Genomic DNA, 24,097 nt, shown 5'->3' on the forward strand with positions numbered 1-24,097 from the left:
GGAGCCATCAGGCTCCTCTTTTGAAGTAAGTATTATTTTTTACACGTCTAAGTTAACTACACGCAGTGCGTTAGTTTCAATAAACTCACGGCGTGGCTCTACTTGGTCACCCATTAATGTAGCAAATAACTGATCGGCGCCTACGGCATCTTCAATTGTTACTTGTAACATACGGCGTGCATCAGGGTCCATTGTCGTTTCCCAAAGCTGGCTTGGGTTCATTTCACCTAGTCCTTTATAGCGTTGAATATATAAACCACGCTTAGACTCAGCAATCAACCATTCTAAAGCATCCACAAAGTTATCAACAGGAAGTGTTTTCTCTCCGCGTTGAATATATGCGCCTTCAGTAATGATGTTTGCGATGTTAACACCAGTTGCAGCAATACGTTGATAGTCACGTGATGCAATAAAGTCATGACTAAGTACATGTGACTTATCTACACCGTGCTGGCGAATATTCACAACTGGATAGTATAAGTTACGTTCAGTATCATGCTGTGTTGCAGCATTAAAAATAGTTGCATCTTCATCACGAGTAACTAAATCGTCAATTAACTCTTTAGTCCATGCAATTACTTTAGTTTCGTCTGAAAGGTCTTCTTTTTTCAGCTCGGTTTGGTAGATTAAACGCTCCATAACCGTACTTGGGTATTTACGTTTTAAGCGCTCGATTACTTTAACTGTGTTTTGGTAATCGTGAACGATTGTTTCTAGTGCTTCACCTTCGAGTGCCGATGCATCAGTACCTGTATATAAAGCAGCATTGTTAAGCGCAAGTGATGTTAGGTATTCTACTAATGCAGGATCATCTTTAATATAACGCTCTTGCTTGCCTTTTTTCACTTTATAAAGTGGTGGTTGAGCAATGTAAATATAACCGCGCTCAACGATTTCTGGCATTTGACGATAGAAGAATGTTAGTAGTAACGTACGAATGTGAGAACCATCCACGTCCGCATCGGTCATGATAATAATACGATGATAACGTAGTTTTTCAGGATTATATTCGTCACGACCAATACCACAACCTAATGCAGTAATTAGCGTTGCTACTTCTTGCGAAGATAACATTTTGTCAAAACGTGCTTTTTCTACGTTTAAGATTTTACCCTTAAGAGGAAGAATAGCTTGGTTTTTACGGTTACGTCCCTGCTTGGCTGATCCGCCAGCAGAGTCCCCTTCCACTATATATAGTTCAGATTGGGCAGGATCTTTTTCTTGGCAATCAGCCAGCTTACCTGGTAAACCAGCTAAGTCCATTGCACCTTTACGACGTGTCATTTCGCGAGCTTTACGCGCCGCTTCACGCGCACGAGATGCATCAATGATTTTACCAACAACAATTTTGGCATCTACTGGGTTTTCTAATAAAAACTCAGTGAACTTTTCAGCCATTGCTTGCTCAACCGCAGATTTAACTTCGCTTGAAACAAGCTTATCTTTAGTTTGTGATGAGAACTTAGGATCAGGAACTTTAACGCTAACAACAGCAGTTAGACCTTCACGGGCATCATCGCCAGTCGCATTACTGGTTGTTTTGGCCTTTTTATTAAAGCCTTCTTTTTCCATGTAGTTATTAAGTGTACGTGTTAGCGCAGATCTAAAACCGGCTAAGTGAGTACCACCATCACGTTGTGGAATATTATTTGTGAAGCAATAAATATTTTCTTGGTATGCATCATTCCACTGCATTGATACTTCAACGCTAATACCATCTTCTTCACGTTCGTGAGTAAAATGGAATACACCTTTATGGATAGGTGTTTTATTACGGTTTAAGTATTCTACGAATGCTTGAATACCGCCTTCGTATTTAAAGTGATCAGATTTATTTTCTTCACGTTCATCACTTAAAATGATGCTCACACCTGAATTTAGGAATGAAAGCTCGCGTAAACGCTTAGCTAAAATTTCGTAATGAAAATCTAGGTTTGTGAATGTTTCACCACTTGGCCAAAAACGTAATTCTGTACCAGTCGTTTCTGAATCACCAATAACCGCTAAAGGTGCATCTGGAACACCCATAGTGTAAAACTGCTCATGAAGTTTCCCTTCACGACGAACAGTAAGCTTTAACTTTTCAGAAAGTGCATTTACAACAGAAACACCAACACCGTGTAAACCACCTGATACTTTATAAGAGTTATCATCAAACTTACCACCAGCATGAAGTACCGTCATGATAACTTCTGCTGCTGATACGCCTTCTTCTTCATGAATAGAAGTTGGGATACCGCGACCGTTATCTCTTACTGAGACAGAACCGTCTAAGTGAATCGTTACATAAATATCATCACAATGACCAGCTAAGGCTTCATCGATAGAGTTATCGACTACTTCAAACACCATGTGGTGTAAGCCTGTGCCATCATCGGTGTCCCCTATATACATTCCAGGACGCTTTCTTACTGCATCTAATCCTTTAAGTACTTTAATACTCGACGCGCCATAATTATCAGACATGGTTAATCCCACTTATCTTGTTATTAGGTTGCCATGTTTCACGTGGAACATTTGTAGTTCTCGTTGCATGGGTTCCACCACAGCAGAAATACTTTCAGACAAAATTGAAGAGATAAAAATTTGAGAACTGCAGTGAGACAATAACTGTCCGACTTTCTCTTTTGTATCTTCGCCTAACTCTGAAGGTAGATCATCTATTAGCAATATAGATTGCTTATCTGTCTCTGACTCAATTAAGCTATTTTGCGTTACTTTTAACGCATACAGTAATAGCTTCAATTGACCGCGTGAGAACGTATTCTCTACGCTATTGCCAGCGACACTAAAACTAAAATCGGCCTTGTGCGGCCCTTTACTTGTAAACCCTTGGCGAGCATCTCGCTCAAAGTTTTGCTCTAATGCATCTGCAAGAGATTCATTCTCTTTCCAGCCTGCATTAAAGGTCATTTCTAAATCACGTACAAGCGTTAATTCTGCACACATTTTATCAAAAAATTGCTGCTTAAACCTACTTATATACGCCATTCTTAATTTATTTATTTGTTCAGCCAGTCTAACAAATTCTTTGTCCCAAAACTTAATTTGGTCAAAATAATTCTTAGGCTTAGTCTTTAGTAATGCATTACGCTGTTTCAATACTTTATTAAACGATTGCCACAAGTAAAAAAACTCATGTTCCACGTGGAACAAACCCAAATCTAGAAACTTTCTACGCTCTTTAGGTCCACCAAAAAATAAAGAATAACTCTCTGGTGTAATTATTTGAACTGGCATAAGCTGAGCGAGCTCTGACATTTTACGACTTGCCTTACCCTGAATTTTTAAATTCGTTTCGCCTGTTTGGGTTTTACTTATACCAATAGGAATGGATAAATCATGTATTGCTTTACGACCATGAATAACAAACTTTTCTTGCTGGTGCGCAATAATACTTTTGTGTTTTGGAGTACGAAAAGACTTGCCGTGAGAAAGGTAATAAATAGCTTCTAAAAGGCTAGTTTTACCACTGCCATTTTCACCATATATTATGTTAACGCCATTTACTGGTTCTAGCGTCAGTGCCTCAATATTACGAAAATATTTGAGGCTCAAATGACTTAAACTCATTATATATTAATAGTCTTATAAGCGCATAGGCATAACAACGTACATCGCTTCTTCATCGCCTGCACCTTCAATTAGTGCGCTGCTGTTTGAATCGGCTAATGTAAATAATACATCTTCTGTTTTTAATGTATTTAAAACGTCTAATACATAAGAGACGTTAAAACCTATCTCTAAATCGTCGCCTTGGTAACTTACCTCAACAACTTCTTCAGCTTGCTCTTGTTCTGGGTTGTTAGCCGTAATTTTTAATAAACCATTTGATAAGTTTAAACGAACCCCCCTAAACTTTTCGTTCGATAGAATAGATACGCGCTGAAAAGCATTTCGCAGCCATTCACGATTAGCCGTAATTACTTTGTCGCCACCACGCGGTAATACACGACGATAGTCAGGAAAACGTCCATCAACTAATTTACTCGTAAATATAAATTCAAGGTCAATAATGCGAATATGATTAGCGCCAAACTGAATTGTTACTAACTCGTCATCAGCAACCATTAGGCGCATAATTTCTTGCACCCCTTTACGAGGGATAATGAGTTGTCGCTGAGTGTTAAGCGATTGCGTTAATTGTTTTTGCGCTATAGCCAAACGGTGCCCGTCAGTGGCCACTGTTTTTATATCAGTATTATCTACTTCAAACGACATACCATTTAAGTAATAACGTACATCTTGATTCGCCATCGAAAAATGCGTGCTTTCAAGTAACTTTCGAAGCTCTAAACGAGTTAGTTGAAATTCAACTTCTCCGTCCCACTGCTCTAAATTTGGAAAATCATCAGCCGATAAAGTCGTTAATGAAAAGCGACTTTTACCACTAGTCAAAAGTAATTGATGCTCTTGCAAGCTTAAAGTAATGTCTGAACCATCAGGTAGACTTTTACAAATATCGAGTAACTTTTTAGCGGGTAACGTTAGTTTTGTATCAGCAATGTCATCACCTACAAATACGCCCGAAACGAGTTCAATTTCAAGGTCAGTCCCTGTCATTGAAAGCTGTCCGTTTTCTACTACTAACAAAACGTTAGATAAAATTGGTAGCGTGTGTTTACGCTCTATGGCGCCAGACACTTGTACCAATGGCTTTAAAAATTGTTGTCTTGATATTGTTATTTGCATAATAAAGTCAGCCCTAAGATGACAATGTTCTTATTAAATTTTGGTAATCTTCTTTAATTTCGTGGCTTTCGTCACGTAGCGATTTGATCTTACGACAAGCGTGCAATACGGTCGTATGATCGCGTCCACCAAATGCATCACCAATCTCCGGTAAACTGTGATTAGTTAATTCTTTAGACAGTGCCATAGCAACTTGTCGCGGTCTCGCTATAGAGCGACTGCGACGCTTAGACAACAGGTCTGATATACGAATTCGATAGTATTCAGCAACCGTACGTTGAATGTTATCTATGGTAACCAGTTTATCTTGCAAGGCAAGCAAATCACGCAGCGCTTCTTTTACAAAATCGATAGAAATTGGACGACCTGTAAAGTTAGCGTTAGCAATTACACGGTTAAGCGCGCCTTCTAATTCGCGTACATTTGAACGTAATTTTTTAGCGATAAAAAAAGCAACTTCGTGAGGTAAGTTTATTTTACTCTGCTGGGCTTTTTTCATCAAAATAGCAACTCGCGTTTCGAGCTCTGGTGGCTCAATCGCGATAGTTAACCCCCAACCAAAACGTGATTTAAGACGATCTTCAACGCCTTCAATCTCTTTAGGATAACGGTCAGAGGTCAAGATAATTTGCTGGTTGCCTTCAAGTAAGGCATTAAAGGTATGAAAGAACTCTTCTTGAGAGCGTTCTTTGTTAGCAAAAAATTGAATATCGTCAATCATTAATGCATCAACACTTCGGTAATAGCGCTTAAACTCTTCAATCGCATTATTTTGTAGCGCTTTTACCATGTCTTGAACAAAGCGCTCTGAATGCATATAAACAATTTTAGCATCCGGCTTATTAGCCATTATGCCATTACCTACAGCATGCAATAAGTGAGTTTTACCTAAACCAGTACCACCGTATATAAATACAGGGTTAAAAGCAGAACCAGGATTATCTGCAACTTGTGTGGCCGCAGCTTTTGCTAATTGGTTTGATTTACCTTCAACAAAGCTATCAAATGTGTAGTTTTCTTTAATATTCGATTTATAACCTGACTTAGGTGCAGGCTCAACCACCGGCTTTTGCTCTCGAGGCTGTTGCTTTGTTGAAGCCTGCGCACTTGGCGCTAGTTGAGTTTCTACAACAGGTGCAGCCTGTGCATTCAATAAAGGTTTACTTCCCACATCAAAACGTAGCTCTGGTGCTTCAACGCCACAGATCTCAACCAATAATTCGTTAATTCTATTTAGGTACTTTTCTCTCACCCAATCAAGCACAAAGCGATTAGGTGCATAAATCGTCAAGGTATCTTCGGTACTTTCTGCTTGAAGTGGTCTTACCCACATACTGAACTGCTGCGAAGGCAATTCATCTTGCAATACATATAAACAACTTTGCCAAACCGACAGATACACAGTTAAACTCCCAGAGATATAATTTTTATTCCCGCACATCATTAATGATTAAAAATCATGCATTTATTGCGTAAAAATAGCCAAACAAGTGGCCTAAGGCCGCGTATTATGAAGGCACTTTATCCACAAGTAAAAGATTGATTTTTATAAAATTGTTGATATCGCTGTATAAAAACATTAACAGACTGATTTTAATGAGCTTTTATTTAAAAGCCTGAAGATAGATCATAACAAAATAACACGAAGATCGCGAACCAATTTTACGATCCATTTTACTTTTCCCCCGCTTTTATTCACTTTCTATACAGGGGCTGTGGAAAACTTCTTATTTATGATGATCCTAGTTGATCATAATTTTCGATCACCATTAATAGAGTAACTAACACTTAGTGTAGGGTGTAATTATGATTGACTTTAAGTCACTTCATCTATAATATCTCGCGCTCGCAATGGCACCTATGCCAGGATCGCGACCTGTATAGGATGTTTTAACTTTAACCGATCGGATGAGATTGTTATGAAAAGAACTTTTCAACCTAGCGTTTTAAAACGCAAACGTGCACACGGCTTCCGTGCTCGCATGGCAACTGTAAATGGCCGTAAAGTATTAGCACGTCGCCGCGCTAAAGGCCGCAAAGTTCTTTCTGCTTAATTTATAAGTGGAAGACTTTAGCTTTGGCAGGGAGTTACGTCTGTTAACTCCCTCGCATTACTCTCGCATATTTAATGAACCCGCTCGGGCTGCAACTCCTTTCTTTACTCTATTAGCTAAAACGAATGACCAAGATAAACCTAGGTTAGGTCTTACTGTTGCTAAAAAACGTGTAAAAAAGGCATGCCAACGAAACCGTATTAAACGTCTCGCTCGCGAAAGTTTTCGTTTAAATCAACACAGCATCGATAATATTGATATTGTGCTTATGGTCAAAAATGGTATTGACGATCAGTCTAATGAAGAATTAACCAAGCAACTTACTAAATTATGGCGAAAAATTAACGAACGCTGTAAACCAGGTGCACCTAAACCGCCACCTTTTAAGAAACGCCCTAACAAATCAGCTAAATCTAATAAACAAGCCTAATTGCAATAGAATTGCAGGGTTAATTAATGTATCTTTAGCTCACCTTTTAATCATGCATTTAAAATTTCTAATTGAGTCTTTAAATACATGATATCTATCTCACTAAACTTAAGTAGGGGCATAAACATCATGAGGTTACTTAAACCACTTGTTGCTTTACCAACTTTTTGTTTAGTGTTATTTATCCGCGGTTATCAAAAGTGGATTAGCCCGCTGTTAGGTCCGCATTGTCGTTTTAATCCAACCTGTTCTAGTTACGCTATTCAAGCAATTAAATTGCATGGATCGGTAAAAGGGAGTTGGTTAGCTTTGAAGCGCATATTAAAATGCCATCCTTTACATTCAGGCGGAGATGACCCCGTCCCTGAAAAATATATTAACCACCAACACGAGAAATAAGAGCTGTTATGGAATCGCAACGCACGTTTTTATTAATTGGCCTAATGCTAGTGTCGTTTTTATTGTTCCAAGAATGGGACAATGATTACAACAAGCCTAAAGTCGATCCAAGTGCCACAACACAAACACTAAAAGCAAATTCACCAGAGTCAGATGATTATATTCCTTCATCATCAGATTCAGAATTACCTACTTCAGCAACTTTAGCTAAACGTTCAGTTATTGAAATTACAACTGACGTTTTTAAAGTTAAAATTGACACCAAAGGCGGTGACATTGTTGAAACAGACCTTCTTCAATACGAAGATACCAAAGGAAGTAACACGCCTTATATGTTGCTTGGTGAGTTTGATGGTAATCAATACTTTTCACAAAGTGGCTTAATTGGCTTAAATGGCCCTGACGCATCAGCGAATGGTCGCCCTACTTACAGTACCGAACAAAAATCATATACCTTAACAGGTGATGAGCTCCGTGTTCCACTTCAGTTTACTGATAGTAATGGTGTTAACTTTACTAAAACCTATGTATTCAAAAAAGGTCAATACGATGTTGGTCTAGAATATAAAATTAACAACACCACCAGCGCACCGCTTCAAGTGCAGCTATACACTCAAATTAAGCGCACAGTACAAGAAAAAGGCAGCATGGTTGATCAAAACTATTTAGGCGCTGCATACGGTACTGATGAAGAAAAATACGAAAAGTATAGCTTTTCAGATATGGCTGATAAAAACCTAAACAAAAACACCCAAGGTGGTTATGTTGCGTTTATCCAGCATTACTTTGTAAGTGCTTGGGTGCCAATGCAGGATCAATCAAATACACTTTATAGTTTAATTACAAAAAGTAATGCCGCTATTATTGGTGCTAAAGATGAAGCTGTTAATATTCAAGCAGGTAGTGAGCAAACACTAACTGCTATTTATTATATGGGTCCGAAAGAATCAGATATTCTTGAAGCGATTCACCCAGACCTAGATTTAACTGTAGATTACGGTTGGTTATTTTTTATCTCGCAGCCTTTATTTGTATTGCTAAAATGGTTACACAGCATTTTGGGTAACTGGGGTGTAGCTATTATTGCCATCACTATTATCGTTAAATCGTTAATGTATCCACTTACCAAAGCGCAATATACTTCGATGGCAAAAATGCGTGCCCTACAGCCTAAAATGGCAGCCCTTAAAGAAAAGTTTGGTGATGACCGTCAAAAGTTCGGCCAAGCAACTATGGAAATGTACAAAAAAGAAAAAGTGAACCCTATGGGTGGCTGTTTCCCTATTTTGCTACAAATGCCAATTTTCTTAGCCTTGTTCTACGTATTCTTAGAGTCTACTGAACTTCGCCATGCTGAATTTATTTTTTGGTTAACAGATCTTTCTGCGAAAGACCCATACTACGTACTACCCATCTTATTTGGTTTGAGTATGTTTGTGACGCAAAAACTACAACCTATGACGGTGACAGATCCAATGCAGCAAAAAATGATGACCTTTATGCCGGTTATCTTCTCTGTATTTTTCTTATGGTTCCCATCGGGTTTGGTTCTTTACTGGTTAGTGTCTAACCTTATTTCTATCGTCCAGATGTTAATTATCTATCGTGGCATGGAAAAGAAAGGAATTAAAGTAAGAGGCTAATTGCCTATACCCAAACCACATCAAGATGGTTTGGGTATATTACTTATTATAAAGGCGACTTCGGTCGCCTTTTTTATTGCCTGTTTTTCAGCGCTGCTATTCGCTACAAATAAATCGATAGGTTACAATACGGTCATAAAATTACTCATCGTTGGCAAATTAATAGCATGATCAATCAAGATACAATTGCAGCACAAGCAACTGCCCCCGGACGTGGTGGTGTTGGTATTATTCGCGTTTCAGGTAGCCTTGCTAAAAGTGTTGCCGAAAAAGTGGTAGGTAAAATACCTAAAGTTCGCTACGCCGATTATGTGCCATTTAAAAGCCTTACTGGCGAACAGCTTGATCAAGGTATTGCCATTTACTTTGCAGGCCCTAACTCATTTACTGGCGAAGACGTACTTGAATTACAAGGCCACGGCGGTCCTGTAGTACTGGATATGTTACTTAAAGAAATTAGTAAAATAGACGGCGTTCGTTTAGCAAAGCCAGGTGAGTTTTCTGAGCGTGCATTTATGAACGACAAGCTTGATTTAACACAAGCAGAAGCCATCGCCGACTTAATTAATGCCACGAGCGAACAAGCCGCTAAAAGCGCCCTACAGTCGCTGCAAGGTGAATTTTCTAAGCATATAGAAACACTCGTTGAAAAAGTAATTCACTTACGTATGTACGTAGAAGCGGCAATTGATTTTCCTGATGAAGAAATTGATTTTTTATCTGACGGTAAAGTATCTGGTGATTTAGATGCCATTATAAATCAGCTCAATACCGTAACCAATCAAGCTAAACAAGGCAGCATCATGCGCGAAGGTATGCGTGTTGTAATTGCAGGTCGCCCTAATGCGGGTAAATCAAGCCTACTCAATGCCCTAGCTGGTCGTGAAGCCGCAATCGTAACAGAAATAGCCGGTACCACTCGCGACGTACTACGAGAGCATATACATATAGATGGTATGCCACTGCATATTATAGATACCGCAGGCCTACGCGAAAGCCCCGATCGCGTAGAGCAAATAGGTATTGAACGTGCTTGGGATGAAATAAACCAAGCCGATCGGGTTTTATTTATGCTTGATGGCACAGATACGATAGATACTGACCCACACAAAATTTGGCCTGAATTTATGGCAAAATTACCAGAAGGTATGGGCGTTACGGTCATCAGAAATAAAGCTGATTTGTCGGGCGACATAGTCGGTATGGAGCAAGAGCAGCAATACCCAGTCATCAGCTTAAGTGCCAAAAATGCTGACGGTATTGAACTCGTTCGCGAGCATTTAAAGGCCTGTATAGGTTTTCAGGGCGCAACTGAAGGTGGCTTTATGGCGCGCCGCCGTCATCTAGATGCACTAGAAAGTGCTGCGTATCATTTAGATACAGGTAAAACGCAATTAGAAATGCACATTGCCGGTGAAATACTGGCTGAAGAACTGCGTTTAACACAGCAGTATTTAAATGAAATTACAGGTGAATTTACCTCAGACGACCTACTTGGCAAAATATTTAGCTCGTTTTGTATTGGTAAATAAACACCTTATTACAAACATATTCTTATTATAAAGAGCACTCAGGTGCTCTTTTTTATATAAAAAATACTGCTCTAAAATATGCTATTTATAGGTCTAATAACTGAGAATTACTGCCAATAAAATCATATTCAAAGTCACCTTTATTACATGCTAAGAGAGGTCAGATTACGTAGGTTAAACAACAAGGAGTACACTTTGGAGGCATTATTAGCGCAACTTACATCTATTATTAATACATAACTGATACACTTTTCAAATCAGAACACGCTTTAAAAGCGTTATGCTTCATGCAAAAGATAGTTATAAATTGCCTTTTTATACTGACTTTAGTTAGCCAAAACACTCTGTAACATACCTCACACACATAAAAATGATGTTTTTTACTCAATTAAAAAGCTAAAAAACACAGGTTAATAGTGTAAAAAGCTTACTTTTTAAACTATATAATTTGATGATCACTATCATTATTTAAATAAAACAACTCAACAGTTAAGTCCACTAAACCTTTGATCTACTAATTCATCAACTAAATATTTTAAAATAACGGCTCTAAACCTACATTAAATTAAAAATATCCAGATCACTTATCCACAAAGCCAGCTTTTTTGCTCAAATAAATACCAAAACGAGGTAAATCAGCCGTAAAAACCTCGCGATCAATTAAAACTTTCCTGTTTATAAGCTTATTTTTTATTAATTTCATTAGATCTGCTCTATTAGATCATTTTTTAAAATTATTTTTGATCTGTATTTGAGGTTATCAACAGGCTTTATATCCACATTATGATCAACATGTATTTTCGATCGAAAAATTTGCAATTCAGTTTTTGACTAATAAGTAATATCAATAGCTTAGCGAATATAAAACAACCTAAAAATCACTTTAAACATAGCTTCCCCCAACCTTATCAACAACTTGATAAGAAGATTACATTTAAAGATAATTTGTTAATCTATTAATTATCAATAAGTTAAAGGCTCCCTAAAAAAGCAGTGTAAAATTACTACAAAAATAGTTATACAAAGTAACACTCTTAACTTTACTGTTATACTCACTCGGTTATCATAGGCAACAATTAAAACTAATGTGATCACTAATATTCATGAGTTCAGTAAATCTTATTGTTGGCAGCCAAATGGGATCAGCCGAGTATGTTGCAGAGCAATTAAACGATGAACTTAATAATCGAGGTATTACGAGTCAACTGCATGATCAACCTGAGTTTAATAATATTGATCAGCAAAATACTATTTGGCTAATCTGTACATCAACGTATGGTGCGGGTGATTACCCTGAAAACCTTATTAGTTTTGTGGAAGATCTGACACAAGCAAATGATTTATCTCATTTAAAATATTCAGTAATCGCTTTGGGCGACACCAGTTATGACACTTATAACCTTGCTGGACGTAATATAGATGCATTATTAACTCAAAAAGGGGCTATGAAAGTAGCAGAGCGTTTAGAGCTTAATATTCTTGATGAACCACTACCAGAAGATACTGCATTAGCATGGATAGACTCTTGGATAGCTCAAACAGGCTTAAAATAGATAGATCAAGTGAAAAGTTATATATAAAGTTACCCACAATTTACTAATGATTTAATAGATTTTGTGGATAAAGATTGAATAAACTGCTTTTTAAAGCATGCTTATCCATTGGATAAGATCTAACTGATTCAGCCCTGTGCATAAAGTGCCTTTTTGATCAGAGCTTATTTGCTGGATGATCCGATCATATTAACACCTTTAGATCCGATCTAATTTCATGTTTTAAATGAAGATCTAAACCTTATCAACAGAAAAGCCGATCAGTAGTAGTAATAGTAATTAAAGATCTCTTTAAAAGATCCTTTATATTATTAGAGATCACATACTTAGATCTTGCCCACTGTTTAATCATTTATCTTCTGCTAATTTCTAGGTAGAATACGCTCCCTTTTGAAGTTTACCGGTTTGATTTAAGTAGGATCCCATTAATGATTTTTCACGAAAATTTTGACGTTATCGTAGTAGGTGGTGGACATGCTGGCACTGAAGCCGCATTAGCAGCTGCCCGAATGGGGATGAATACCCTGCTACTGACTCACAATATGGATACCCTTGGTCAAATGTCTTGTAATCCAGCAATTGGTGGGATAGGCAAAGGTCATTTGGTAAAAGAAATTGACGCGCTTGGTGGTGCAATGGCACAAGCTATTGACAAAGGCGGGATCCAATTTCGTACACTGAATTCTTCAAAAGGACCTGCTGTTCGTGCAACTCGAGCACAAGCAGATCGCGCTTTGTACAAAGCGGCAATTCAAACAACATTACAAAACCAAGATAACCTTAAAATTTTTCAACAATCATGTGATGATCTTATTGTTGAAAACGATCGTGTCACTGGCGTAGTAACTCAAATGGGTTTACGTTTTAGTGCACCGAGTGTGGTGCTAACCGTAGGTACTTTTTTAGGTGGCCAAATACACATAGGTTTAGAAAATTACAAAGGTGGCCGTGCTGGCGATCCTCCATCAATTGCATTGGCTGAACGTTTACGCGAGCATCCTTTTAGAGTGGATCGTTTAAAAACAGGTACGCCGCCGCGTATTGATGCCCGTACTGTTGATTTTACAAAAATGGAAGCACAGCCTGGTGATACACCAACACCTGTATTTTCATTTATGGGTAAACAATCAGATCACCCACAACAAATACCGTGTTACATCACTTACACAAACGAAAAAACACATGATGTAATTCGTAAAAATTTACATCGTTCACCAATGTACTCAGGTGTTATTGAAGGGATTGGCCCACGCTACTGCCCATCAATTGAAGATAAAATTGTTCGTTTTGCAGATAAAGACAAACATCAAATTTTTGTTGAGCCAGAAGGCTTAACCTCTTATGAGCTATACCCTAACGGTATTTCAACAAGTTTACCGTTTGACGTGCAATTAGAAATAGTGCAATCAATTACAGGTTTTGAAAACGCACATATTTGTCGTCCTGGTTACGCTATTGAATACGATTACTTTGATCCACGCGATTTAAAACAGTCTTTAGAAACTAAATTTATTGAAGGCTTATTTTTTGCGGGTCAAATTAACGGTACTACCGGTTATGAAGAAGCCGGTGCACAAGGTTTAATTGCAGGTATGAATGCGGCGCTAAAAGTGCAAGGTAAAGATTCTTGGACTCCACGCCGTGATGAAGCTTACGTAGGTGTTTTAATCGATGATTTGGCAACGCTGGGTACGAAAGAACCGTACCGTATGTTTACAAGCCGTGCCGAATATCGTTTATTACTTCGTGAAGATAATGCTGATATTCGTTTAACTGAAAAAGGCCGTGAGCTAGGCTTGGTTAATGATGAACGCTGGCAAGCATTTAACGAAAAAATAGAAGTGATCGAAAAAGAGAAACAGCGTATTAAAGATACATGGATCCACAAAGATCATAATGTTATTGATCAAGTTAATGCATTACTAAAAACACCGCTTACTCGTGAAGCTAGTTTAGAAGAATTACTTCGCCGTCCTGAGATCCGCTATAACGATCTTATGGCTATTGATGGATTAGGATCTGAATTTACAAACAAAGCCGCACTTGAACAAGTTGAGATCCACACTAAGTACGCCGGTTACATTGCGCGTCAACAAGATGAGATCAATAAACAACTTCGTCATGAGCAAACAATTTTACCAAAAGAGTTTGATTATAAAACCGTATCTGGTTTATCAAATGAGGTAGTTGCAAAGCTTGTTGAGTCGCGTCCTGACACTATTGGTCAAGCATCGCGTATTTCTGGTATCACCCCAGCGGCGATTTCGCTATTATTAGTGTATCTGAAGAAGCAAGGCTTATTACGCAAATCTGCGTAACAGTAAGGGTACATAGTGTTACAGCAACAATTAACTACATTGTTAGCGCAAACTGATATTGCGCTAACAGAAAAACAACAGCAACAGCTAGTTCGTTACGTCGAGTTACTGAATAAGTGGAACAAAGCTTATAATTTAACCTCAGTACGCTTACCAGAAGAAATGATGATTAAGCATATTATGGATAGCTTAGTTGTTGCGCCTCATTTACCCGGTCATCATTATATTGATGTTGGAACAGGACCTGGTTTACCGGGTATCGTATTAGCGATTGCATTACCGGATACACATTTTGTGTTATTAGATAGCTTGGGCAAACGTGTACGATTTTTAATGCATGTTAAACATGAACTTGGACTCGATAACGTCACCCCTGTGCAGTCAAGAGTTGAAGAATATCAACCAAGTGTTAAATTAGATGGCGTACTCAGTCGTGCATTTGCTTCATTACAAGATATGGTTGACTGGTGTTCGCACTTAATTGATCATTCGGGTAAATTTATAGCCCTTAAGGGTGTATTCCCTAGCGAAGAGCTAGAGTCATTACCCGCTGGCGTTAAGTTTGAGCAAAAAATTGCATTAGAAGTACCTAAGTTAGATGCACAACGACATTTAATTATTCTTTCTAAAGACTAGGGATCAGAGACACCGTGGCAAAAGTCATCGCATTAGCAAATCAAAAAGGTGGAGTGGGTAAAACTACAACCGCTGTTAATCTCGCTGCGTCTATGGCTGCAACGAAACGTAAAGTGCTGTTAATTGATCTCGATCCGCAAGGTAATGCGACTATGGGTAGTGGCGTGGATAAGTATGGCGATGTGCCAACTATTTACGATTTGCTAATTGAAGATAAACCTATAGAAGACGTAATCATCAAAGAAACGTCGGGCGAATATCATATGATTGCTGCAAATGGTGACGTAACCGCTGCAGAAGTTAAGCTTATGGAATTATTTGCTCGTGAAGTGCGTTTGCGTAACGCGCTTGAAAAAATTCAGGATCAGTACGAATTTATTTTTATCGACTGTCCCCCTTCTCTAAATATGCTAACGGTTAACGCCATGGCAGCAGCCGATTCTATTTTAGTACCTATGCAGTGTGAGTATTATGCGCTCGAAGGACTAACAGCATTAATGGATACGATTACGCAACTTGCTAAGTTAGTGAATCCTAGCTTACAAATTGAAGGCATACTTCGTACTATGTATGATCCACGCAATCGTTTAGCAAATGATGTATCAGAACAATTAAAACAACATTTTGGCGATAAAGTATATCGCACGGTGATCCCACGTAATGTTCGCTTAGCGGAAGCCCCAAGTTTTGGTACTCCTGCTATGTATTATGACCGGGCATCAAGTGGCGCTAAAGCCTATTTAGCACTTGCTGGTGAAATGCTGCGCAGAAAAGAAAAAACAGCGTCCGTTGTCGCCTAACATTGAGGTAAAAAATAACATGTCTGCTAAAAAACGAGGTTTAGGCCGAGGACTCGACGCACTTTTAAGTTCGTCAAAGCCTGCACCAATCGAAAGCAAGGAACAAGACACATCAAATGTGACCGAAGCTGTGCAAAATGCAGCTGGACCTAATAACAGTGAATTACAAAAACTCCCTATTGAGTTTTTACACTCAGGTAAATATCAACCTCGTAAAGACATGTCTGAAGAAGCGTTAGAAGAGCTTGCTAGTTCTATTCGCTCACAAGGGATAATTCAACCAATAGTTGTACGCCCTGTTGCCCACAATAGTTTTGAAATCATAGCGGGTGAGCGTCGTTGGCGCGCAGCGCAAATAGCAAAGCTTGAAACGGTACCTTGTATTATTAAAGATGTACCAGATGAAGCAGCCGTTGCTATTGCACTGATAGAAAATATTCAGCGTGAAGACCTAAATGCAATGGAGGAAGCCGTTGCGTTAAATCGCTTACTTAATGAATTTGAATTAACACATCAGCAAGTAGCTGATGCCGTTGGTAAATCACGCACCACAGTCACTAATTTATTACGCTTAAATAATTTAAACGGTGATGTGAAAATTTTGTTAGAGCATGGTGATATTGAAATGGGTCATGCGCGTTGCTTATTAGCCCTTGAGGGTGAAGCACAATCGGATGCTGCTCGTTTAGCCGTAGCTAAAGCGCTCACTGTTCGTGAAACAGAAAAGCTAGTACGCTCAATTTTAGAGCCGATACCAGCTAAAGAAGTCATTGAAAAAGATCTAGATGTTAAGCAGTTAGAGCAACAACTCGCTGAAAACCTTGGTGCCAAAGTAGAAATTAACTACAACAAAAAAGGCAAAGGTAAACTGGTTATTTCATATACAAATTTAGATGAGTTAGACGGCATTTTAAACCGTATCAATCACGACAATACCCACCATTAATTTATTACATGTCTGAAAAGAGACATTTGTAGCTATTTTGTGTTACAAACCGTCTACTCAAGTTGCAAAACTGGCAGGATTAAGTATAATTTCGCCAGTTTTAACACCCTAACAATTAGAACGCCATAAAGGTTAACTAACAGTGACTAATAAGTTAGCAAGTCCATATCGACTTGCCGCATTAAAGTTAATTTGTCTTCAGGGGGTTGTAGCATTAATTGCTGCTGTAATTATTTTTTTTAGTTCGGGAGTCAATGCCGCACTTTCATCACTCGCTGGTGGCGCTGTAGCAGTACTTCCACATTTTGTATTTGCGCTCTATGCATTCAGATATATGGGAGCAAGTAGAGCAGATCAAGCGTATGCTTCGTTAAAACGCGGCAACGGATTAAAATTTATGCTAACAATCGTATTGTTTGCGCTAGTACTAAAGCATTTTCCGGTGATTTTATTACCTTTTTTTAGTAGTTATGTACTGGCGTTATTTACTGGATTGTTTGCACCCGTTTTTTTTAAACATTAACTTTTGGGATATAACATGGCAGCAGAAGAAGTTACTCTATCTGGCCATATCCAGCACCATTTGACCAATGCTAAGATGTGCTCGACCGATACAGGTCTCGCCTTCAATAAAGCATGTACGGACAGTGGATTCTGGACATGGCATATAGATACCCTCGCGTGGTCAATCGGTTTAGGTCTTATATTTTTATGGATCTTCCGTAGTGCCGCTAAAAAATCAACACTAGGTGTACCTGGAAAATTTCAATGTTTTATTGAAATGGTCGTAGAGTTTGTTGGCGACAACGTACGCGATACTTTCCATGGTAAAAGCAAGCTTATTGCACCATTGGCATTAACGATATTCGTTTGGATATTTTTAATGAACTTGATGGATTTAATCCCAGTTGATTTCTTACCTGCACTTGCTGGCTTTGTTGGTGAGACTGCATTTGGTATGGATTCACACGACGTGTACATGAAAGTTGTACCTACTACAGATATCAATCTGACTGCAGCGCTAGCGCTAGGTGTATTTATTTTAATGATTGGTTACTCTATTAAAATAAAAGGCATTGGCGGTTTTATTAAAGAGTTAACGCTTCACCCGTTTAGCTCAAATAATATGGCACTACAAATCCTTTTAATCCCATTTAACTTATTACTTGAACTGATTGCGCTGGTTTCTAAACCGTTTTCATTAGCGCTACGTTTGTTTGGTAACTTATATGCGGGTGAATTGATTTTCATATTGATCGGCGCTATTGGATTTATGCAATTACCATTGCATTTTGTTTGGGCTGTATTCCATATTTTAGTTATTGTATTGCAAGCATTCGTATTTATGATGCTAACAATCGTATACCTAAGCATGGCAAGTTCAGATAACCACTAATTACTAGATTTACAATTTTACTTTTACTTTTAACTTTACAATTGAAACTTTGGAGAAATAAATGGAAGCTTTAGAATTATTAAACGGCTTAAAATACATCGCAGTAGCTTTACTAATCGGTTTTGGTGCAATCGGCACAGCAATCGGTTTTGGTAACATGGGCGGTAAATTCCTTGAAGCATGTGCACGTCAACCTGAGCTTGCACCTTCGCTACAAGTTAAGATGTTTATTCTTGCTGGTCTAATCGATGCTGTAGCAATGATTGGTGTTGGTATCGCTATGGTATTGTTGTTCGTACTTTAATTTTATTTTTTGAACAGCTTACTATTTAAGGAGGAGCGGTTGTGAATTTAAACGCCACTCTTATCGGTGAATTGATTGCGTTTACGGTGTTCGTATTATTTTGTATGAAATACGTATGGCCACCACTAAACGGTGCAATTGAAGCTCGCCAGAAAAAAATCGAAGATGGTTTAGCTGCCTCTGATAGAGCCGAAAAAGACTTAGAACTTGCGCAAAAGAAAGCTGCTGAACAGCTTAAAGATGCAAAAGCTCAAGCGGCTGATATCATTGATCAAGCTAAAAAGCGTGCAGTGCTAATTGTTGACGAAGAAACAGTTCGTGGACAGCAAGAGCGTGAAAATATCATTGCTCAAGGGCACTCTGAAGTTGAGTCTGAGCGTAATCGTGTAACAGAAGAGCTACGTAAGCAAGTAGCAACTCTTGCAGTGATTGGCGCAGAACGTATTTTAGAGCGTGAAATTAATCAAGCCGCACATAGTGACATCGTTGAAAAACTTGTCGCTGAGCTGTAATTAGGAGGGTATGAGCATGTCTGAATTGACTACTATCGCTCGCCCATACGCTAAAGCGGCTTTTGAACTTGCCGTTGAAAAAGGCACTATAGAAAGTTGGAATGACATGTTGTTCTTTGCTGGCCACGTTGCCGGTGATGAACAAGCATCAGCCATTCTATCTGGATTGCCTACTGCTCATGCACAAGCTGAATTATTTATCAGCATTTGTGCAGAGCAGCTCAACGAACAAGGTCAAAACCTAGTTAAGGTGATGGCTGAAAATGGACGTTTGATAGCACTACCTGCAGTTGCACAGTTATTTGCTGAATTTAAAGCAGAATACGACAAAGAAATCGAAGTAGACGTGATTTCGGCAACACCTCTTGCTGCAACGCAGCAGGAGTCATTGGTAGCGGCACTTGAAAAACGTTTCGCACGCAAAGTTAAGCTGAATTGTAGTGAAGACGCTACAGTTGTTGGCGGCCTTATTATTAAGGCGGGTGACACTGTAATCGACGGCTCTTTACGCGGTAAATTAAATCGCTTAGCCACAACACTACAATCGTAATTGGGAAAAAGAGCATGCAACTTAATTCCACTGAAATTTCAGAACTAATCAAACAACGTATTGAGAAGTTCGAAGTTGTAAGTGAAGCTCGTAACGAAGGTACTATTGTATCTGTTACTGACGGTATCATCCGCATCCACGGTCTAGCTGACTGTATGCAAGGTGAAATGATTGAGCTTCCAGGCAGCCGTTATGCTATCGCACTAAACCTTGAGCGCGACTCAATTGGTGCAGTAGTAATGGGTCCTTACGCTGACCTTACTGAAGGCGTAAAAGTATATACAACTGGTCGTATCTTAGAAGTTCCTGTTGGCCCTGGTCTACTTGGTCGTGTTGTAAACACACTAGGTGCACCAATCGATGGTAAAGGCGCTTTAGATAACGACGGGTTTGAACCTGTAGAAAAAATTGCACCAGGTGTAATCGAGCGTAAATCTGTAGATGAGCCAGTTCAAACTGGTTATAAATCTATTGATGCGATGATTCCAGTTGGTCGTGGTCAACGTGAACTTATCATTGGGGATCGCCAAACAGGTAAAACTGCACTAGCAATCGATGCAATCATCAATCAAAAAGACACAGGCGTTAAGTGTGTGTACGTAGCGATTGGTCAAAAAGCATCTACTATTGCTAACGTAGTACGTAAATTAGAAGAGCATGGTGCACTAGCAAATACTATCGTAGTTGTTGCATCTGCTTCTGAATCTGCGGCACTTCAGTACTTAGCACCGTTCGCGGGCTGTACTATGGGTGAATACTTCCGTGACCGTGGTGAAAACGCGTTAATCGTATATGATGATTTGTCTAAGCAAGCAGTTGCTTATCGTCAAATTTCATTACTACTTAAGCGTCCACCAGGCCGTGAAGCATACCCAGGTGACGTATTCTACCTTCACTCTCGTCTTTTAGAGCGTGCATCGCGTGTAAACGCTGAGTACGTTGAAAAGTTCACCAATGGTGAAGTGAAAGGTAAAACAGGTTCATTGACGGCATTGCCAATCATTGAAACTCAAGGCGGCGACGTTTCTGCGTTCGTACCGACTAACGTTATCTCTATCACCGATGGTCAGATTTTCTTAGAAACTGACTTATTCAACTCAGGTATCCGTCCGGCAGTAAATGCTGGTATCTCGGTATCGCGTGTTGGTGGTGCTGCACAAACTAAAATCGTTAAGAAACTAGGTGGCGGTATTCGTCTAGCCCTAGCTCAGTACCGTGAATTAGCTGCGTTCTCGCAGTTCGCGTCTGACCTTGATGATGCAACTCGTGCTCAACTTGAGCATGGTGAGCGTGTAACAGAGCTAATGAAGCAGAAGCAGTACGCGCCAATGTCTGTTGCTGAAATGTCTTTGTCGCTATTTGCTGCTGAAAAAGGCTTCCTTCAAGATATCGAAATCGCGAAAATCGGTGACTTTGAAGAGGCTTTACTTTCTTATGCAACTAGCACATACGCAGAGCTTGTGGCTCAAATCAATGAAACAGGTAACTTAAATGCCGAGATCGAAGCGCAGCTTAAAGAACTTCTAGAGAAGTTCAAGTCTACGCAAACTTGGTAATTTAGTTATTAATGGTGCGCTTTAGTTTTCTAAAGCACACCTTGATTCGGAGAGAGAGTCATGGCCAGCGGAAAAGAGATTAAAAGCAAGATCGGGAGTATTAAAAATACTCAAAAGATCACTAGCGCAATGGAAATGGTTGCTGCGTCTAAAATGAAAAGGGCGCAAGAACGCGTTGCTTCAAGCCGTCCATACGCTGACAAATTACGTGAAGTAATTGGTCGTGTTGCTCAAGCAAATCTTGATTTTACTCACCCGTTCTTGAAAGAACGTGAAGTAAAACGAGTTGGTTATATTGTTATCTCTACAGACCGTGGTCTGTGTGGCGGCTTAAACTCAAACGAGTTTAAGCAAGTTGCACTTGATGTTAAAGCGTGGAAAGAAAAAGGTGTTAATGCTGAATTTGCTACTTTAGGTAGTAAAGCAGCTGGCTTCTTTCAACGTTTTGGTGGTCAACTACTCGCTAAAAAAGCGGGCCTAGGAGATAAACCTTCAGTACAAGACGTAATTGGTCCTGTAAAAGTTATGCTTGATGCATTTTCTGAAGGCAAAATAGACCGTTTATTCTTGGTATATAACAAGTTCGTTAATACCATGAAGCAAGAGCCAATTATAGATCAGTTACTCCCTTTGCCAAAAGCTGAAGAAGAAGTATCTGCCCACACATGGGATTACTTATATGAGCCAAACCCAGAGGCTATTTTAGAGTCTTTGTTAGTACGCTTTATTGAGTCTCAAGCATACCAAGGTGTGGTAGAAAATGCTGCCTCTGAACAGGCTGCTCGTATGGTTGCAATGAAAGCTGCAACTGATAACGCAGGTGACCTTATGGATGAGCTACAGCTTGTTTATAACAAGGCTCGCCAAGCAGCAATCACACAAGAAATTAGTGAGATTTGTTCTGGCTCAGCAGCAGTTTAATGCTTCGGGTAAAGATTAACGAGAGGAATAGACATGAGTTTAGGTAAGGTCGTCCAAATTATCGGCGCCGTTGTGGATATTGAATTTCCACAAGATAGCGTGCCAGCGGTATATCACGCACTAAGAGTAACAGATGGCGACTTAGCAGGCTTGACTTTAGAAGTCCAGCAGCAGCTAGGTGGCGGTGTAGTGCGTACTATCGCTATGGGTACTACAGATGGTTTACGTCGTAGTGCTTTAGTTATGAATACAGGTGAATCGATTCAAGTTCCAGTTGGTAAAGCAACGCTTGGTCGTATCATGAACGTACTTGGTGAGCCAATTGATGAAGCGGGTCCAATCGGCGAAGAAGACCGTATGTCTATTCACCGTGCAGCGCCTTCATACGAAGAGCAATCAAGTTCAGTTGAACTTTTAGAAACTGGTATCAAGGTTATCGACCTTGTATGTCCATTTGCTAAAGGTGGTAAAGTTGGTTTATTCGGTGGTGCCGGTGTTGGTAAAACTGTAAACATGATGGAACTTATCCGTAACATCGCAATCGAGCACAGCGGCTACTCAGTATTCGCAGGTGTTGGTGAGCGTACACGTGAGGGTAACGATTTCTACCATGAGATGAACGATTCAAACGTACTTGATAAAGTATCGCTTGTATACGGTCAGATGAACGAGCCTCCAGGTAACCGTTTACGCGTAGCGTTAACAGGTCTTACTATGGCTGAAAAGTTCCGTGACGAAGGTCGCGATGTACTTTTCTTCGTAGATAATATCTACCGTTACACACTTGCTGGTACAGAAGTATCTGCACTACTTGGTCGTATGCCATCAGCGGTAGGTTACCAGCCTACACTTGCTGAAGAAATGGGTGTGCTTCAAGAGCGTATCGCTTCAACTAAGACGGGTTCAATTACATCAATCCAAGCGGTATACGTACCTGCGGATGATTTAACCGATCCATCTCCAGCAACGACCTTTGCTCACTTAGATGCAACTGTAGTACTTTCACGTGATATCGCATCACTTGGTATTTACCCAGCGGTAGATCCACTTGATTCATCTTCACGTCAACTTGACCCACAAGTAATTGGTCAAGAGCACTACGATACAGCACGTGGCGTTCAAACAGTTCTTCAGCGTTACAAAGAACTTAAAGACATCATTGCAATCCTAGGTATGGACGAGCTTTCTGACGAAGATAAGCAACTTGTATCTCGTGCGCGTAAAATCCAACGTTTCCTATCTCAGCCGTTCTTCGTGGCAGAGGTGTTTACAGGCGCGTCGGGTAAATACGTATCACTAAAAGATACAATTGCTGGCTTTAAAGGTATTTTAAACGGCGAGTTTGATGACCTTCCAGAGCAAGCGTTCTACATGGTTGGCTCTATCGAAGAAGCTCAAGAAAAAGCCAAAGGCATGTAAATAGGAGGGTAGTATGACAGCTATGACTGTACATCTTGACGTAGTAAGCGCTGAGCAGAGTTTATTTTCTGGTCTTGTTGAATCGATTCAAGTATCTGGTAGTGAAGGCGAGCTAGGTGTAAACCTAGGCCACGCTCCATTACTAACTGCCCTTAAACCTGGTATGGTACGTTTAGTTAAGCAATTTGGTCACGAAGACGTGATGTATGTTGCTGGCGGTACGTTAGAGGTTCAACCTAATCGCATTACGATTCTTGCAGATACTGCAGTTCGTGGTGAAGATTTAGATGAAGACTCTGCGCAAAAAGCTAAACGTGAAGCTGAAGAGCAAATGACAAAAACGTCTGCAACAGAGTTGGATTATCAACATGCAGCCGTACAGCTTGCAGAAGCAATTGCGCAGTTACGCGTAATTCAGCAGTTACGTCACAAGTAA

At 39.5% G+C, this 24,097-nt stretch carries 23 protein-coding genes; 19 read left to right on the forward strand and 4 right to left on the reverse strand.

The features are described from left to right. Positions 1–39: 39 nt before the first annotated feature. Genes gyrB through dnaA form a run of 4 tightly spaced genes read right to left on the reverse strand, consistent with a single transcriptional unit; the run spans position 40 to position 6,094 of the window. Positions 40–2,466, reverse strand: coding sequence for a DNA topoisomerase (ATP-hydrolyzing) subunit B (gyrB, locus tag ACJJVZ_RS03630; RefSeq protein WP_405598244.1), 2,427 nt, complete (start codon positions 2,464–2,466; stop codon positions 40–42). Positions 2,467–2,478: 12 nt separating this feature from the next. Then, the gene (recF, locus tag ACJJVZ_RS03635; protein ID WP_405598247.1) at positions 2,479–3,573 is read right to left on the reverse strand and encodes a DNA replication/repair protein RecF; all 1,095 of its coding nucleotides are present in this window, start codon (positions 3,571–3,573) and stop codon (positions 2,479–2,481) included. A 15-nt stretch (positions 3,574–3,588) separates the two neighbouring features. Next, positions 3,589–4,692 (reverse strand): DNA polymerase III subunit beta, encoded by a 1,104-nt coding sequence (gene dnaN / locus ACJJVZ_RS03640; RefSeq protein ID WP_077536534.1) that lies wholly within the window; start codon positions 4,690–4,692, stop codon positions 3,589–3,591. A 13-nt stretch (positions 4,693–4,705) separates the two neighbouring features. After that, positions 4,706–6,094 (reverse strand): chromosomal replication initiator protein DnaA, encoded by a 1,389-nt coding sequence (gene dnaA, locus ACJJVZ_RS03645; protein WP_077536535.1) that lies wholly within the window; start codon positions 6,092–6,094, stop codon positions 4,706–4,708. Between the two features lie 517 nt (positions 6,095–6,611). Between dnaA and rpmH the strand changes: the two genes are divergently transcribed. From rpmH to ACJJVZ_RS03740, 19 genes are all read left to right on the forward strand, one after another. Further along, a complete protein-coding gene (rpmH, locus tag ACJJVZ_RS03650) occupies positions 6,612–6,746 on the forward strand; it encodes a 50S ribosomal protein L34 (protein ID WP_004335215.1) in 135 nt (44 codons plus the stop codon). 7 nt (positions 6,747–6,753) lie between these two features. Continuing rightward, positions 6,754–7,176, forward strand: coding sequence for a ribonuclease P protein component (gene rnpA, locus ACJJVZ_RS03655; RefSeq protein ID WP_405598253.1), 423 nt, complete (start codon positions 6,754–6,756; stop codon positions 7,174–7,176). A gap of 129 nt (positions 7,177–7,305) precedes the next feature. Further along, entirely contained in the window at positions 7,306–7,575 is a 270-nt protein-coding gene (yidD, locus tag ACJJVZ_RS03660; protein WP_077536537.1) for a membrane protein insertion efficiency factor YidD, read from the forward strand. 8 nt (positions 7,576–7,583) lie between these two features. Beyond that, positions 7,584–9,218: a membrane protein insertase YidC gene (gene yidC / locus ACJJVZ_RS03665; RefSeq protein WP_193154691.1), complete on the forward strand. Its 1,635-nt coding sequence runs from the start codon at positions 7,584–7,586 to the stop codon at positions 9,216–9,218. Positions 9,219–9,385: 167 nt separating this feature from the next. Then, a complete protein-coding gene (gene mnmE / locus ACJJVZ_RS03670; RefSeq protein WP_077538909.1) occupies positions 9,386–10,750 on the forward strand; it encodes a tRNA uridine-5-carboxymethylaminomethyl(34) synthesis GTPase MnmE in 1,365 nt (454 codons plus the stop codon). A 1,103-nt stretch (positions 10,751–11,853) separates the two neighbouring features. Further along, complete coding sequence (mioC, locus tag ACJJVZ_RS03675; RefSeq protein WP_077536539.1) at positions 11,854–12,303, forward strand: FMN-binding protein MioC; 450 nt, start codon at positions 11,854–11,856, stop codon at positions 12,301–12,303. Between the two features lie 428 nt (positions 12,304–12,731). Then, entirely contained in the window at positions 12,732–14,621 is a 1,890-nt protein-coding gene (mnmG, locus tag ACJJVZ_RS03680) for a tRNA uridine-5-carboxymethylaminomethyl(34) synthesis enzyme MnmG (protein ID WP_077536540.1), read from the forward strand. Between the two features lie 15 nt (positions 14,622–14,636). Then, the gene (rsmG, locus tag ACJJVZ_RS03685; protein ID WP_077536541.1) at positions 14,637–15,257 is read left to right on the forward strand and encodes a 16S rRNA (guanine(527)-N(7))-methyltransferase RsmG; all 621 of its coding nucleotides are present in this window, start codon (positions 14,637–14,639) and stop codon (positions 15,255–15,257) included. 14 nt (positions 15,258–15,271) lie between these two features. After that, a complete protein-coding gene (locus tag ACJJVZ_RS03690; protein ID WP_004335235.1) occupies positions 15,272–16,057 on the forward strand; it encodes a ParA family protein in 786 nt (261 codons plus the stop codon). 19 nt (positions 16,058–16,076) lie between these two features. Then, complete coding sequence (locus ACJJVZ_RS03695; protein WP_405598261.1) at positions 16,077–17,003, forward strand: ParB/RepB/Spo0J family partition protein; 927 nt, start codon at positions 16,077–16,079, stop codon at positions 17,001–17,003. 142 nt (positions 17,004–17,145) lie between these two features. Further along, entirely contained in the window at positions 17,146–17,526 is a 381-nt protein-coding gene (locus tag ACJJVZ_RS03700; protein ID WP_182701909.1) for an ATP synthase subunit I, read from the forward strand. A 15-nt stretch (positions 17,527–17,541) separates the two neighbouring features. After that, positions 17,542–18,399, forward strand: coding sequence for a F0F1 ATP synthase subunit A (gene atpB / locus ACJJVZ_RS03705; protein ID WP_077536545.1), 858 nt, complete (start codon positions 17,542–17,544; stop codon positions 18,397–18,399). 61 nt (positions 18,400–18,460) lie between these two features. Further along, entirely contained in the window at positions 18,461–18,703 is a 243-nt protein-coding gene (gene atpE, locus ACJJVZ_RS03710; protein ID WP_008112128.1) for a F0F1 ATP synthase subunit C, read from the forward strand. 41 nt (positions 18,704–18,744) lie between these two features. After that, positions 18,745–19,215 (forward strand): F0F1 ATP synthase subunit B, encoded by a 471-nt coding sequence (atpF, locus tag ACJJVZ_RS03715; protein ID WP_077536546.1) that lies wholly within the window; start codon positions 18,745–18,747, stop codon positions 19,213–19,215. 16 nt (positions 19,216–19,231) lie between these two features. Beyond that, positions 19,232–19,765: a F0F1 ATP synthase subunit delta gene (atpH, locus tag ACJJVZ_RS03720; protein ID WP_077536547.1), complete on the forward strand. Its 534-nt coding sequence runs from the start codon at positions 19,232–19,234 to the stop codon at positions 19,763–19,765. 14 nt (positions 19,766–19,779) lie between these two features. Beyond that, positions 19,780–21,321, forward strand: coding sequence for a F0F1 ATP synthase subunit alpha (gene atpA / locus ACJJVZ_RS03725; protein WP_138584863.1), 1,542 nt, complete (start codon positions 19,780–19,782; stop codon positions 21,319–21,321). 60 nt (positions 21,322–21,381) lie between these two features. Then, positions 21,382–22,242: a F0F1 ATP synthase subunit gamma gene (gene atpG / locus ACJJVZ_RS03730; protein ID WP_405598268.1), complete on the forward strand. Its 861-nt coding sequence runs from the start codon at positions 21,382–21,384 to the stop codon at positions 22,240–22,242. Between the two features lie 33 nt (positions 22,243–22,275). Then, positions 22,276–23,661, forward strand: a complete 1,386-nt coding sequence (gene atpD / locus ACJJVZ_RS03735) for a F0F1 ATP synthase subunit beta (protein WP_024611288.1) — start codon at positions 22,276–22,278, stop codon at positions 23,659–23,661. A gap of 13 nt (positions 23,662–23,674) precedes the next feature. Further along, positions 23,675–24,097: a F0F1 ATP synthase subunit epsilon gene (locus ACJJVZ_RS03740; protein ID WP_077536550.1), complete on the forward strand. Its 423-nt coding sequence runs from the start codon at positions 23,675–23,677 to the stop codon at positions 24,095–24,097.

It is taken from the genome of Pseudoalteromonas sp. Ld19 (assembly GCF_045064135.1).
In the GTDB taxonomy this organism is placed as follows: Bacteria; Pseudomonadota; Gammaproteobacteria; order Enterobacterales; family Alteromonadaceae; genus Pseudoalteromonas; species Pseudoalteromonas aliena.

What these genes read in the sequence shown, in the direction of transcription:
- atpD (WP_024611288.1), top strand. Translation starts at nt 22,276, where the DNA reads ATGAGTTTAGGTAAGGTCGTCCAAATTATCGGCGCCGTTGTGGATATT.
- ACJJVZ_RS03695 (WP_405598261.1), top strand. Translation starts at nt 16,077, where the DNA reads ATGTCTGCTAAAAAACGAGGTTTAGGCCGAGGACTCGACGCACTTTTA.
- yidC (WP_193154691.1), top strand. Translation starts at nt 7,584, where the DNA reads ATGGAATCGCAACGCACGTTTTTATTAATTGGCCTAATGCTAGTGTCG.
- yidD (WP_077536537.1), top strand. Translation starts at nt 7,306, where the DNA reads ATGAGGTTACTTAAACCACTTGTTGCTTTACCAACTTTTTGTTTAGTG.
- ACJJVZ_RS03740 (WP_077536550.1), top strand. Translation starts at nt 23,675, where the DNA reads ATGACAGCTATGACTGTACATCTTGACGTAGTAAGCGCTGAGCAGAGT.
- atpG (WP_405598268.1), top strand. Translation starts at nt 21,382, where the DNA reads ATGGCCAGCGGAAAAGAGATTAAAAGCAAGATCGGGAGTATTAAAAAT.
- atpB (WP_077536545.1), top strand. Translation starts at nt 17,542, where the DNA reads ATGGCAGCAGAAGAAGTTACTCTATCTGGCCATATCCAGCACCATTTG.
- gyrB (WP_405598244.1), bottom strand. Translation starts at nt 2,466, where the DNA reads ATGTCTGATAATTATGGCGCGTCGAGTATTAAAGTACTTAAAGGATTA.
- atpA (WP_138584863.1), top strand. Translation starts at nt 19,780, where the DNA reads ATGCAACTTAATTCCACTGAAATTTCAGAACTAATCAAACAACGTATT.
- mnmG (WP_077536540.1), top strand. Translation starts at nt 12,732, where the DNA reads ATGATTTTTCACGAAAATTTTGACGTTATCGTAGTAGGTGGTGGACAT.
- mnmE (WP_077538909.1), top strand. Translation starts at nt 9,386, where the DNA reads ATGATCAATCAAGATACAATTGCAGCACAAGCAACTGCCCCCGGACGT.
- rpmH (WP_004335215.1), top strand. Translation starts at nt 6,612, where the DNA reads ATGAAAAGAACTTTTCAACCTAGCGTTTTAAAACGCAAACGTGCACAC.
- mioC (WP_077536539.1), top strand. Translation starts at nt 11,854, where the DNA reads ATGAGTTCAGTAAATCTTATTGTTGGCAGCCAAATGGGATCAGCCGAG.
- recF (WP_405598247.1), bottom strand. Translation starts at nt 3,573, where the DNA reads ATGAGTTTAAGTCATTTGAGCCTCAAATATTTTCGTAATATTGAGGCA.
- atpH (WP_077536547.1), top strand. Translation starts at nt 19,232, where the DNA reads ATGTCTGAATTGACTACTATCGCTCGCCCATACGCTAAAGCGGCTTTT.
- atpE (WP_008112128.1), top strand. Translation starts at nt 18,461, where the DNA reads ATGGAAGCTTTAGAATTATTAAACGGCTTAAAATACATCGCAGTAGCT.
- dnaN (WP_077536534.1), bottom strand. Translation starts at nt 4,692, where the DNA reads ATGCAAATAACAATATCAAGACAACAATTTTTAAAGCCATTGGTACAA.